This is a genomic window from Pseudomonas sp. LRP2-20 (genome assembly GCF_024349685.1).
Classification (GTDB): Bacteria; Pseudomonadota; Gammaproteobacteria; order Pseudomonadales; family Pseudomonadaceae; genus Aquipseudomonas.
In genome coordinates this window covers 4,335,438-4,348,377 of sequence record NZ_AP025944.1, presented here as the reverse complement: position 1 = coordinate 4,348,377, position 12,940 = coordinate 4,335,438, and the positions used below count along the sequence as shown (strand labels likewise).

The 12,940-nt window shown below is 63.6% G+C and carries 7 protein-coding genes; 2 read left to right on the top strand and 5 right to left on the bottom strand.

All coding sequences use genetic code 11. The features are described 5' to 3' along the window. Positions 1–62 precede the first annotated feature (62 nt). The 4 genes from OCX61_RS19455 to OCX61_RS19440 all read right to left on the bottom strand — a co-directional run bounded on the left by OCX61_RS19455 (position 63) and on the right by OCX61_RS19440 (position 4,181). Entirely contained in the window at positions 63–1,394 is a 1,332-nt protein-coding gene (locus tag OCX61_RS19455) for an MFS transporter (protein WP_261940978.1), read from the bottom strand. A 43-nt stretch (positions 1,395–1,437) separates the two neighbouring features. Continuing rightward, entirely contained in the window at positions 1,438–2,631 is a 1,194-nt protein-coding gene (gene lhgD / locus OCX61_RS19450) for an L-2-hydroxyglutarate dehydrogenase (protein ID WP_261940977.1), read from the bottom strand. 103 nt (positions 2,632–2,734) lie between these two features. Beyond that, a complete protein-coding gene (locus tag OCX61_RS19445; RefSeq protein ID WP_261940976.1) occupies positions 2,735–3,445 on the bottom strand; it encodes a FadR/GntR family transcriptional regulator in 711 nt (236 codons plus the stop codon). Positions 3,446–3,827: 382 nt separating this feature from the next. Beyond that, complete coding sequence (locus OCX61_RS19440; RefSeq protein WP_261940975.1) at positions 3,828–4,181, bottom strand: hypothetical protein; 354 nt, start codon at positions 4,179–4,181, stop codon at positions 3,828–3,830. Between the two features lie 247 nt (positions 4,182–4,428). Between OCX61_RS19440 and OCX61_RS19435 the strand changes: the two genes are divergently transcribed. Next, positions 4,429–9,294, top strand: coding sequence for an NAD-glutamate dehydrogenase (locus OCX61_RS19435; RefSeq protein WP_261940974.1), 4,866 nt, complete (start codon positions 4,429–4,431; stop codon positions 9,292–9,294). Between the two features lie 167 nt (positions 9,295–9,461). On the opposite strand, the gene ppsR is transcribed toward OCX61_RS19435, so the two are convergent. Next, positions 9,462–10,280, bottom strand: a complete 819-nt coding sequence (ppsR, locus tag OCX61_RS19430) for a posphoenolpyruvate synthetase regulatory kinase/phosphorylase PpsR (protein ID WP_261940973.1) — start codon at positions 10,278–10,280, stop codon at positions 9,462–9,464. A 190-nt stretch (positions 10,281–10,470) separates the two neighbouring features. Here ppsR and ppsA point away from each other — a divergent pair, with 190 nt between their 5' ends. Next, on the top strand, positions 10,471–12,846 hold the full coding sequence (gene ppsA, locus OCX61_RS19425) for a phosphoenolpyruvate synthase (RefSeq protein WP_085674906.1): 2,376 nt from the start codon (positions 10,471–10,473) through the stop codon (positions 12,844–12,846). The last annotated feature ends 94 nt before the right edge of the window (positions 12,847–12,940 follow it).

The following is a 12,940-nucleotide window of genomic DNA, read 5'->3' as shown; positions in this document are numbered from 1 at the left end:
CCACAGGTACTCCCACTGTGCGCAAGGCTTGTGGATTCTCTGTGGCGCCGCCAGCACGGGCTTCAGTTCTTCGAGGTTGAATGCTTGCGCCCCTGGTCGCACAGGGCGAACACCACCACCAGCACCCCGGCAATCGCCAGGATCAGCGCCACGCCATCGGTGGAATGGGTCGACGACCCGGCCACCAGGGCCAACCCGCCCAGCGGCGCCAGGCCGCCGGCTACCGCCGTGCCGATCTCGCGGCCGGTGCCAAAGCCGGACGAGCGTGTCTGGGTCGGGAACTGACGGCTGAGGAACGAACCCTGCGGGGCGAACATCATCGGCGCGAGGATGCCGGTACCGATCGCGATGGCGATGTAGATCTGGGTGGGCTCACCGCTGCTCAACAGCTGCAGGAACGGGTAGGCGAACAGTGCCGACAGCACTCCGCCGAGCATCAGCACGGTCTTGCTGCTCCAGCGGTCGCACAACCAGCCGAAGAACGGCACGGCGAAGATCGCCACCAGGCTGGCGATGGTTACCGACAGCGAGGTGACATGCGCTTCCACGCCCTTGAACTGGGTCAGGTAGGCCAGTGAGAAGGTCTTGAAGATGTAGCTCAGGGCGTTGTAGCCGATGGCCACGAAGAACACCACGGCCAGGCCCTTGAGGTCGTTCCTGAACAGCAGCTTCAACGGCGACACTTGCGGCTTGCTGCTGTCGGCCTTGTCCAGCTCTTTGAAATCCGGTGTCTCGGGGATGCTCTTGCGCACCCACAGGCCGATCGCCACCAGGGCGATGCTGGCAATGAACGGGATGCGCCAGCCACCGGCGAGGAGGAAGTCATTGCCATTCATGGTCAGCAGGTAAACGGTCAGCGACGACAGCAGCAGCCCCAGGTTCAGCCCCAACGCCGGCCAGGCGCCCTGGCTGCCGCGTTTGCCTTCACTGGCATGTTCGTAGGAGGTGACTGCCGCGCCGGACAGCTCGGCACCTGCGCCCAGGCCCTGGATGATGCGGATCACCACCAGCAGGATCGGCGCCCAGATGCCGATACTGGCATAGCTTGGAATCAGCCCGATCAGCGCCGTGCACACACCCATCATGCAGAAGGTGATCACCAGCACATGCTTGCGACCGAAGCGGTCACCCAGGTAGCCGAACAGGACGCCGCCGAAGGGGCGGGCGATGAAGCCAATGGCGAAGGTGGAGAAGGCCAGCAGCGAGGCCACCGCGGGGTTGCTGGCATCGAAGAAGATCTTCGAGAACACGATCGCCGCCATGGTCGCGTAGAGGTAGAAGTCGTACCACTCCAGCATCGAGCCGAAGATGGTCGCCGCCGCCACCTTGCGCAGGCGCTTGCGTTGCTGTTGCGGGGTCTCGTGCGCGGCCGGGGCCGCCTCATGTACCGACATGGGGGGTTCCTTATTGTCTTTGTAGTTGTGGGTGTTGCAGGTTTCAGCGGGCCTTGAGGATCTTCTCGGCGATCATCTGGCCGATGGGAATGGCCGAGGTGGCAGCCGGCGACGGGGCATTGCAGACGTGCACCATGCGCGGGGTCTCGGCGAACAGGAAGTCGTGCACCAGGGTGCCGTCGCGCATCACCGCCTGGGCGCGGATGCCGGCTTCGTAAGGCAGCAGGTCCGCCACTTCCAGCGATGGGCAGTACTTGCGGCACTGTTCCAGGTAGCCGCGTTTGAACAGCGAGTTCTTCATCTCGGCGGTGCCGGAGCCGAGGTTGTTCCAGAGGGTCTTCCAGAAGCCCGGGAAGCGCGCGTACTCGGCCACGTCGCGCCAGTTGATCGAAAACTTGCGGTAGTTCTCCCGGCCGAAACCGAGCACGGCATTTGGGCCGACGGTGACACTGCCGTCGATCATGCGCGTCAGGTGCACACCGAGAAACGGCAACTCCGGGTCAGGGATCGGGTAGATCAGGTGGTTGACGATCTGGTTCTTGCTGGCCGGCAGGCGGTAGTACTCGCCGCGGAAGGGGATGATCTGGTGCTCGATCTTCACGCCGGCAAGGCGCGCCAGGCGGTCGGACTGCAGGCCGGCGCAGGCGACCAGCTGGCGGGCGCGCCAGGTCTGGCTGTCGGTGCCGATGGCGACGTGGTCGGCATGCTCCTGGATGGCGCGCACGCTGGTCGACAGGTGCACCTCGCCGCCGGCCTGACGGATCACCTTGGCCATGGCGTTGCACACCTGGGTGTAGTCGACGATGCCAGTGGCATCGAGGAACAGTGCGCCCTTGCCGACGATGTTCGGTTCACGTTCAGCCAGCGCAGCGGCATCCAGGCGCTCGACCTTCAGGCCGTTCTGCTGCGAGCGCTCATACAGCGCCTGCATGCGCTGCACTTCCAGGTCGTTGGAGGCCACCAGCAGCTTGCCGCAGACCTCGAAGGCAATGCCATGTTCGCTGCAGAAGTCCTTGGTCGCCTGGGCGCCGCGCTTGCACAGTTCAGCCTTGAGGCTGCCCGGTGCATAGTAGATGCCCGCATGGATCACGCCGCTGTTGTGGCCGGTCTGGTGGCGGCCGAGGCTGGCTTCCTTTTCCAGAATCAGCAGGGATGCGCCTGGGCGTTGCTGGAGCAGGGCCATCGCGGTGGCGAGGCCGACGATGCCGCCGCCGATGATGCAGTAGTCGTAAGTCATGCAGGGGTACCTTGGTGTTCTTGTCGGTGGATCTGCTTATCAGGTTGTCAGACTAAGTAGTGCGTAAAAAGGCCCGCGCCGGGCTGCGCCTGTATCACCGGGGTCAGTCGAGCGCGGGGAGGTCGATCTTCAGGCGTTTGGCCGAAGCGCGCAGGTGCGCTTCGGCGCAGGCTGCGGCTGCCTGGCGGTCGCCCGCGGCAATGGCCTGGTACAGCGCCTGGTGTTCGCGGTTGGCGTCGGCAGAGCCACCCACCGAGTGGGCGGCGGAGTTTTCCCAGGCGGTGCGCCTTGCGCTGGCCAACTGGCCGCCCAGGAAGTCGTGGAAGGCCACAAAGTAATCGTTCTTGCTGGCTTCGGCAATGGCTCGGTGGAAGGCCACGTCGGCAGCCGAGGCGGTGGCGAAATCGCTGCGCTTGTCGAGCATCACTTGCAGGGCCTTGGCCATGCGGGACAGGTCCTGTTCGTCGCGGCGGCGGGCGGCGATGGCGGCGGCCTGGGTTTCGATCCACAGGCGCATCTCGAACATCTGCACCAGGTCCGGCTTGCGGCCATGGCTGCCGGGGAAGCGGAACACGGTACCGGCAGGTGTTTGCGAGATGTAGGAACCGAGCCCGCGACGGGCGATCAGCACGCCGTCGGCCTTGAGCTGCGCCACGGCCTCGCGCACCACCGAACGGCTGACATTCAGCTGTTCGGCCAGTTGCTGTTCGGTGGGCAGGCGCGATTCGGCGGCCAGGCGGCCGGAATCGATCTCGGCGCGGATGGCGCTGACGACTCGCTCGACCAGGGTGTCGGGGCGCTGGAGCTCTAGCATGGAAACGGTTGCCTAGTTATCAGGTTGTCAGACAATGCCTGTGGTGGGGCTGGGCTGTCAATGGTGCGTTGGGGCTGGGGTGAATGTCTGGAGAGATTCATTGCCTTTGAGATCGAGCGCCGCCCGCGCGGCGCATCGCGAGCTGCGCTCGCTCCTACGTTTGTTTCGGGCCAATTATTCCTGGGGGATTTGCGCGCGGACGCCTTGGGGGATGGCGCGATATCGCGTCGTACCAACAAGGCGGTCGCGCGCGCCTGTCACAGGCGTTACTGGCCCAAAACAAACGTAGGAGCGAGCGCAGCTCGCGATGCGCCGCGCGGGCGGCGCTCGATCTCAACGGCGCTGAAAATCTACCGGCATGCACCCCTCAGCCTCAAAAATCTCAAAGCTCGCTGACAAAGGTACCCGTGCCATCGAGAATGTTGCGCAAGGTCAGCGCCACTTCCTCAAGGTCAGTCCCCGCCGAAGTCAGCACGATCTCCAGCGCCTCATCCCCTTTCAGCGCATCACGATCCCCGGCCGCCACCTCGAGCAGCAAGCGTTGCGCGCTCAAGGTCACCTTCAGTCCATCCAGTGTCGACGGTTCGTCATCCAGGGTCAGGTCGACGGTGTCTTCGTCCGGGTAGCGGGTCAGCAGAAACATCTGCCCCTTGTCACTGTGGCAGCACAGGGTCGCCATGTTGTCTTCCTCGTCATCGCAAGGGGTGGCGAACAGCAGGGCGGTCTTGATTTGCATGGCTACAACTCAGTTCGAGGGAATGAGAGGGAATTCTGACAGTCTTGCACATATCCATAAACGTAAAGTTGCCGCCCCTTGACCGAAATTGTCGCAGCGTTGCAAGCGGTGATGACCCATCAGTCGTTAAGCTTCCGCGAGCCCTGAACTTTACGTCCGGCTTGCCATGGGTTGGCTATCGTTGATCCGTACATGGCGGACGTGCGCGACGCTTCAACTATTACAAAGCCCAAGCGGAGTACCACAGATGGCGTTCTTCACCGCAGCCAGCAAAGCCGACTTCCAGCATCAACTGCAAGCGGCCCTGGCGCAGCACATCAGCGAACAGTCCCTGCCACAAGTGGCGCTGTTCGCCGAGCAGTTCTTCGGCATCATTTCTCTGGACGAACTCACCCAGCGCCGGCTTTCGGACCTGGCCGGCTGCACCCTGTCGGCGTGGCGCATCATCGAGCGTTTCGACCCCGAATACCCGCAAGTGCGGGTGTACAACCCCGATTACGAACGCAATGGCTGGCAATCGACCCATACCGTGGTCGAAGTGCTGCACCACGACCTGCCGTTCCTGGTCGACTCGGTGCGTACCGAGCTGAACCGCCGCGGCTACAGCATCCACACCCTGCAGACCACGGTGCTGAGCGTGCGCCGAGGCGCCAAGGGCGAACTGCTCGAACTGCTGCCCAAAGGCACCCAGGGCGAGGGCGTGCGTCATGAGTCGCTGATGTACCTGGAGATCGACCGCTGTGCCAATGCCGCCGAGCTGACCGTGCTGGCCCGCGAGATCGAGCAGGTGCTGGCCGAAGTGCGCGTGGCGGTGGCCGATTTCGAACCGATGAAAGCCAAGCTGCGGGAGGTCGTCGCCGAGGTGGAGAACACCGCCTATGGCCCGGTCCAGCATGAAAAGGGCGAGGTCAAGGCCTTCCTCGAATGGTTGCTGGACAACCACTTCACCTTCCTCGGCTATGAAGAATTCACCGTCCAGGCCGACAGTTCCGGTGGCCAGATGGTATACGACGAACAGTCGTTCCTCGGCCTGCCGCGCCGCCTGCGGGTGGGCCTGACGGCGGAAGAGCTGCGCATCGAAGACTACGCCGTGGCCTACCTCAACGAGCCGCTGCTGCTGTCGTTCGCCAAGGCCGCGCTGCCCAGCCGTGTGCATCGCCCGGCGTACCCGGACTACGTGTCGATCCGCCAGCTGGATGCCGACGGCAAGGTCATCAAGGAACACCGTTTCATGGGCCTGTACACCTCGTCGGTGTATGGCGAGAGCGTGCATGCCATCCCTTACATCCGTGTGAAGGTCGCCGAAGTCGAGCGCCGTTCCGGCTTCGACCCGAAAGCGCACCTGGGCAAGGAGCTGGCCCAGGTGCTCGAAGTGCTGCCGCGCGACGACCTGTTCCAGACCCCGATCGACGAGCTGTTCAGCACTGTGATGTCGATCGTGCAGATCCAGGAGCGCAACAAGATCCGCGTGTTCCTGCGCAAGGACCCATACGGGCGTTTCTGCTACTGCCTGGCCTACGTGCCACGCGAGATCTATTCCACCGAAGTGCGGCAGAAGATCCAGCAGGTGCTGATGGAGCGCCTGAAGGCCAGCGACTGCGAGTTCTGGACGTTCTTCTCCGAATCGGTGCTGGCGCGCGTGCAGCTGATCCTGCGGGTCGACCCGAAGAACCGCATCGACATCGACCCGCAGCAGCTGGAAAACGAAGTGATCCAGGCCTGCCGCTCGTGGCATGACGACTACTCGGCGCTGGTCATCGAAAACTTCGGCGAAGCCCAGGGCACCAATATCCTCGGTGACTTCCCCAAAGGCTTCCCGGCGGGCTACCGCGAGCGCTTCCCGGCACATTCGGCCGTGGTCGACCTGCAGCACGTGCTGGCGCTGTCCGAGAGCAAACCGCTGGCGATGAGTTTCTACCAGCCCCTGACTCGCCTGGGCGAACGCCTGCTGCACTGCAAGCTGTACCACGCCGACACCCCGCTGGCGCTGTCGGACGTGCTGCCGATCCTGGAAAACCTTGGCCTGCGCGTGCTTGGCGAGTTCCCTTACCGCCTGCGCCACGCCAGCGGGCGTGAGTACTGGATCCACGACTTCGCCTTCACCTACAGCGAAGGCCTGGACCTGGACATCCAGCAGCTCAACGACATCCTGCAGGATGCCTTCGTCCACATTGTCAACGGCGATGCCGAGAACGACGCGTTCAACCGCCTGGTCCTCACTGCCGGCCTGCCATGGCGTGACGTGGCGTTGCTGCGTGCCTATGCCCGCTACCTCAAGCAGATCCGCCTGGGCTTCGACCTTGGCTACATCGCCAGCACCCTGAACAACCACACCGACATCGCCCGCGAGCTGACCCGGTTGTTCAAGACCCGCTTCTACCTGGCGCGCAAGCTCACCACTGAGGACCTGGACGACAAGCAGCAGCGCCTGGAGCAGGCGATCCTCACGGCCCTGGACGAGGTCCAGGTGCTCAACGAGGACCGCATCCTGCGGCGCTACCTGGACCTGATCAAGGCGACCCTGCGCACCAACTTCTACCAGCCGGATGCCAACGGCCAGAACAAGTCGTACTTCAGCTTCAAGTTCAACCCCAAGCTGATTCCCGAGCTGCCCAAGCCGGTGCCGAAGTTCGAGATCTTCGTCTATTCGCCACGGGTCGAAGGCGTGCACCTGCGCTTTGGCAACGTCGCCCGCGGCGGCCTGCGCTGGTCGGACCGCGAGGAAGACTTCCGCACCGAAGTGCTGGGCCTGGTCAAAGCCCAACAAGTGAAGAACTCGGTGATCGTGCCGGTTGGCGCCAAGGGCGGCTTCCTGCCGCGCCGGCTGCCGCTGGGCGGCACCCGCGACGAGATCGCCGCCGAAGGCGTGGCGTGCTACCGCATCTTCATTTCTGGCCTGCTCGATATCACCGACAACCTCAAGGACGGTGGCGTGGTGCCGCCGGCCAACGTGGTGCGTCACGATGATGACGACCCGTACCTGGTAGTAGCAGCCGACAAGGGCACCGCGACCTTCTCCGATATCGCCAACGGCATCGCCATCGACTACGGCTTCTGGCTCGGCGATGCGTTCGCCTCGGGTGGCTCGGCCGGTTATGACCACAAGAAGATGGGCATCACTGCCCGTGGCGCCTGGGTTGGCGTGCAGCGGCACTTCCGCGAGCGTGGCATCAATGTGCAGCAGGACCCGATCACCGTGATCGGCGTCGGCGACATGGCCGGTGACGTGTTCGGCAACGGCCTGCTGATGTCCGACAAACTGCAGTTGGTGGCGGCATTCAACCACCTGCATATCTTCATCGACCCGAACCCGGACCCGGCCACCAGCTTCGTCGAGCGCAAGCGCCTGTTCGACCTGCCGCGCTCGGCCTGGAGCGACTACGACAGCAGCATCATGTCCGAAGGCGGCGGTATCTTCCCGCGCAGTGCCAAGAGCATCGCCATCACCCCGCAGATGAAGGAGCGCTTCGCCATCGAGGCGGACCGCCTGACCCCGACCGAACTGTTGCACGCGTTGCTCAAGGCGCCGGTGGACCTGCTGTGGAACGGCGGCATCGGCACCTACGTCAAGGCCAGCAGCGAAAGCCACGCCGATGTCGGCGACAAGGCCAACGACGCCCTGCGGGTCAATGGCAACGAGCTGCGCTGCAAGGTGGTGGGCGAGGGCGGCAACCTCGGCATGACCCAGCTCGGCCGTGTCGAGTTCGGCCTGCACGGCGGCGCCACCAACACCGACTTCATCGACAACGCCGGTGGCGTGGACTGCTCCGACCACGAGGTCAACATCAAGATCCTGCTCAATGAAGTGGTGCAGGGTGGCGACATGACCGAGAAGCAGCGCAACCAGCTGCTCGGCAGCATGACCGACGAAGTGGCCGGCCTGGTGCTGGGCAACAACTACAAGCAGACCCAGGCGCTGTCACTGGCCGCCCGCCGCGCTCGCGAGCGGATTGCCGAGTACAAGCGCCTGATGGCCGACCTCGAAAGCCGTGGCAAGCTGGACCGGGCCATCGAGTTCCTGCCGTCCGAAGAGCAGCTGGCCGAACGCTTGGCCGCCGGCCAGGGCCTGACCCGCGCCGAGCTGTCGGTGCTGATCTCGTACAGCAAGATCGACCTCAAGGAGCAGCTGCTCAAGTCGCTGGTGCCGGACGACGACTACCTGACCCGCGACATGGAGACTGCCTTCCCGCCGTCGCTGGTCAGCAAGTTCGCCGAAGCCATGCGCCGTCACCGGTTGAAGCGCGAAATCGTCAGCACCCAGATCGCCAACGACCTGGTCAACAACATGGGCATCACCTTCGTCCAGCGCCTGAAGGAGTCGACCGGCATGAGCCCGGCCAACGTCGCCGGGGCCTATGTGATCGTGCGCGACATCTTCCACCTGCCGCACTGGTTCCGCCAGATCGAGGCGCTCGACTACCAGGTGCCAGCGGAAATCCAGCTGACCCTGATGGACGAACTGATGCGCCTGGGCCGCCGCGCCACCCGCTGGTTCCTGCGCAGCCGGCGCAACGAGCAGGATGCCGGGCGTGACACCGCGCACTTCGGGCCGAAGATTGCCCAGCTGGGGCTCAAGCTCGACGAGCTGCTGGAGGGCCCGACCCGCGAGCGCTGGATGGTACGTTACCAAAGCTTCGTCGACGCCGGGGTGCCGGAGTTGCTGGCACGCATGGTGGCCGGTACCACCCACCTGTACACCCTGCTGCCGATCATCGAAGCCTCGGACGTGACCGGGCATGACCCGGCGCAGGTGGCCAAGGCGTTCTTCGCCGTGGGCAGTGCCCTGGACCTGACCTGGTACTTGCAGGAAATCAGCAACCTGCCGGTGGAAAACAACTGGCAGGCCCTGGCCCGCGAGGCGTTCCGCGACGACATCGACCTGCAACAGCGGGCGATCACCATCTCGGTGTTGCAGATGGCCGATGGCCCGGAAGACATGGACGCCCGCGTGGCGCTGTGGGCCGAGCAGCACCGGGTCATGGTCGAGCGCTGGCGCGCCATGCTCGACGACTTGCGCAACGCCACCGGCACCGACTATGCGATGTACGCGGTAGCAAACCGCGAGCTGGTCGACCTGGCACTGAGCGGGCAGGCGGCGGTGGTGCCGTCCTGAGTCAGGTGGTGAGGTAAAAGAAAGCCCCGGCAGCGATGCCGGGGCTTTTTTTGTACTCCTGCGGCGGCCTCTTCGCGGGTAAACCCGCTCCCACAGGGATCTTACTGACCTTGGGTATGTGCAATACCTGTGGGAGCGGGCTTGCCCGCGAAAGGGCCGCTGCAGGCTTACTTGAACCTGCGCTCCACACCTTTTTCCACGAGGATCTTCGCCGAAATCTCTTCCACCGAAAAATGCGTGGAGTTGATGTTGGGAATGTTCTCGCGACGGAACAGGTTCTCCACCTCGCGCACCTCGAACTCGCACTGGGCAAAGCTCGAATAGCGGCTGTTGGGCTTGCGCTCGTGGCGGATGGCGGTCAGGCGGTCAGGGTCGATGGTCAGGCCGAACAGTTTGTGATGGTACTTCTTCAGTACCGCCGGCAGCTGCAGGCGCTCCATGTCATCCTCGGTCAGCGGGTAGTTGGCTGCGCGGATGCCGAATTGCATGGCCATGTACAGGCAGGTCGGGGTCTTGCCGCAACGCGACACGCCAACCAGGATCAGGTCGGCCTTGTCGTAGTAGTGGGTGCGCGCGCCGTCGTCGTTATCCAGCGCGAAGTTGACCGCCTCGATCCGTTCCATGTAGTTGGAATTGCCGCCGATCGAGTGCGACTTGCCCACGGAATACGACGAATGGGCAGTCAATTCCTGCTCAAGCGGGGATAAAAACGTCGAAAAGATGTCGATCATGAAGCCGTTCGACGTCGCCAGGATCTCGCGGATGTCCTGATTGACGATGGTATCGAAGATGATCGGCCGCATGCCATCGCGCTCTGCGGCCGTGTTGATCTGCTGCACCATGGCCCGCGCTTTTTCCGGGCTGTCGATGTACGGACGGGTGAATTTATTGAACGGAATGCTCTCGAATTGAGCGAGCAGGCTCTGGCCCAGTGTTTCGGCGGTGATGCCGGTGCCATCGGAGATGAAGAACGCGGTTCGTTTCATTTGCGATCTGGGCCTTAAGCTGATGACGTTTCTTGGATATGATAAGTTCGGTTTGCCGAATGCGGCTGTCGGCATTCTGCCATATTTTGCGAACCTATTTTCCAGGTACAGGCCACAAGCGTCCGGCCCAGTCAACGAAGGCAGGCGGGCGCCCTTGAGCTTTTCCAATACAGTTAGTGGAGAGATCACCTTGGTAGAGTACGTAGTTTCCCTCGATAAGCTCGGCGTCCATGATGTGGAGCATGTGGGGGGCAAGAACGCATCCCTGGGCGAGATGATCAGTAACCTCGCCGGTGCCGGCGTGTCGGTGCCGGGCGGCTTTGCCACTACGGCTCAGGCGTACCGTGACTTTCTCGAACAGAGTGGCCTGAACGACAAGATTCACGCCGCGCTCGATGCCCTGGACGTGGACGACGTCAACGCCCTGGCCAAGACCGGCGCGCAGATTCGCCAGTGGGTGATGGAGGCCGAATTCCCGGCGCGTCTGGATTCGGAAATCCGTACCGCCTTCGCCGAAATGTCCAAGGGCAACGACAACATGGCGGTGGCCGTGCGTTCCTCGGCCACCGCCGAAGACCTGCCGGACGCCTCGTTCGCCGGCCAGCAGGAAACCTTCCTCAACATCCGTGGCGTCGACAACGTGATCCGCGCGGCCAAGGAAGTGTTCGCCTCGCTGTTCAACGACCGTGCCATCGCCTACCGCGTGCACCAGGGCTTCGACCACAAGCTGGTGGCCCTGTCCGCCGGCGTGCAGCGCATGGTCCGCTCGGAAACCGGCACCGCCGGCGTGATGTTCACCCTCGACACCGAGTCGGGCTTCCGTGACGTGGTGTTCATCACCGGCGCCTACGGCCTGGGTGAGACCGTAGTGCAGGGTGCGGTCAACCCTGACGAATTCTACGTGCACAAACAGACCCTGCAGGCCGGCCGCCCGGCCATCCTGCGCCGCAACCTGGGCAGCAAGGCGATCAAGATGGTCTATGGCGACGAAGCCAAGGCCGGTCGCTCGGTCAAGACCGTCGAGGTCGACCGCGCCGAACGCGCCCGCTTCTGCCTGAGCGACGACGAAGTCAACGAACTGGCCAAGCAGGCGATGATCATCGAGCAGCACTACCAGCGCCCGATGGACATCGAATGGGCCAAGGACGGTGACGACGGCAAACTGTACATCGTCCAGGCCCGCCCTGAGACGGTCAAGAGCCGCGCCAGCGCCAACGTCATGGAGCGTTACCTGCTCAAGGAAAAAGGCACCGTGCTGGTCGAAGGCCGCGCCATCGGCCAGCGCATCGGCGCCGGCAAGGTCCGCGTGATCAACGACGTGTCCGAGATGGACAAGGTGCAGCCGGGTGACGTACTGGTCTCCGACATGACCGACCCGGATTGGGAACCGGTAATGAAGCGCGCCAGCGCCATCGTCACCAACCGTGGCGGGCGTACCTGCCACGCGGCGATCATCGCCCGTGAGCTGGGCATTCCGGCCGTGGTCGGTTGCGGCAACGCCACCCAGGTGCTCAAAGATGGCCAGGGTGTGACCGTATCCTGCGCCGAAGGCGATACCGGCTTCATCTTCGAGGGTGAGCTGGGCTTCGACGTCAAGCAGAACTCGGTAGATGCCATGCCGGAGCTGCCGTTCAAGATCATGATGAACGTCGGTAACCCGGACCGCGCCTTCGACTTCGCCCAGCTGCCGAACGCAGGTGTGGGCCTGGCGCGCCTGGAGTTCATCATCAACCGCATGATCGGCGTGCACCCCAAGGCGCTGCTGAACTACGCAGGCCTGCCAGCCGACCTGAAAGAAAGCGTCGACAAGCGCATCGCCGGCTACAACGACCCGGTCGGCTTCTATGTCGAAAAACTGGTCGAGGGCATCAGCACCCTGGCTGCGGCCTTCTACCCGAAAAAGGTCATCGTGCGCCTGTCGGACTTCAAGTCCAACGAGTACGCCAACCTGATCGGCGGCAAGCTGTACGAGCCGGAAGAAGAAAACCCGATGCTGGGCTTCCGCGGTGCCTCGCGCTACATCAGCGAATCGTTCCGTGACTGCTTCGAGCTCGAGTGCCGTGCGCTGAAGCGTGTGCGCAACGAGATGGGCCTGACCAACGTCGAGATCATGGTGCCGTTCGTGCGCACTCTGGGCGAAGCCAGCCAGGTCGTCGACCTGCTCGCCGAAAACGGCCTGGCCCGCGGCGACAACGGCCTGCGCGTGATCATGATGTGCGAACTTCCGTCCAACGCGATCCTCGCCGAAGAGTTCCTCGAGTACTTCGACGGTTTCTCGATCGGCTCCAACGACCTGACCCAGCTGACCCTGGGCCTGGACCGCGACTCTGGCATCATCGCCCACCTGTTCGACGAGCGTAACCCGGCCGTCAAGAAACTGCTGGCCAACGCCATCCAGGCGTGCAACAAGGCTGGCAAGTACATCGGTATCTGCGGTCAGGGCCCATCGGACCACCCGGACCTGGCCAAGTGGCTGATGGAGCAGGGCATCGAAAGCGTGTCGCTGAACCCGGACTCGGTACTCGAGACCTGGTTCTTCCTGGCCGAAGGCCAGGGCGCGGCCTGATGCGGTAAATTGCGGGGGCGCGTCTGGCGCGCCCCCGCCTGGTTTTTTCCAGGGCGAGTTCCAGTGATGGATCCCGCCCTTTTTTGTGCACCAA

Excerpts from the sequence above, each read along its gene's own strand:
- OCX61_RS19445 (WP_261940976.1), bottom strand. The coding sequence starts at position 3,445 with ATGCTAGAGCTCCAGCGCCCCGACACCCTGGTCGAGCGAGTCGTCAGC.
- OCX61_RS19455 (WP_261940978.1), bottom strand. The coding sequence starts at position 1,394 with ATGTCGGTACATGAGGCGGCCCCGGCCGCGCACGAGACCCCGCAACAG.
- OCX61_RS19440 (WP_261940975.1), bottom strand. The coding sequence starts at position 4,181 with ATGCAAATCAAGACCGCCCTGCTGTTCGCCACCCCTTGCGATGACGAG.
- OCX61_RS19435 (WP_261940974.1), top strand. The coding sequence starts at position 4,429 with ATGGCGTTCTTCACCGCAGCCAGCAAAGCCGACTTCCAGCATCAACTG.
- lhgD (WP_261940977.1), bottom strand. The coding sequence starts at position 2,631 with ATGACTTACGACTACTGCATCATCGGCGGCGGCATCGTCGGCCTCGCC.
- ppsR (WP_261940973.1), bottom strand. The coding sequence starts at position 10,280 with ATGAAACGAACCGCGTTCTTCATCTCCGATGGCACCGGCATCACCGCC.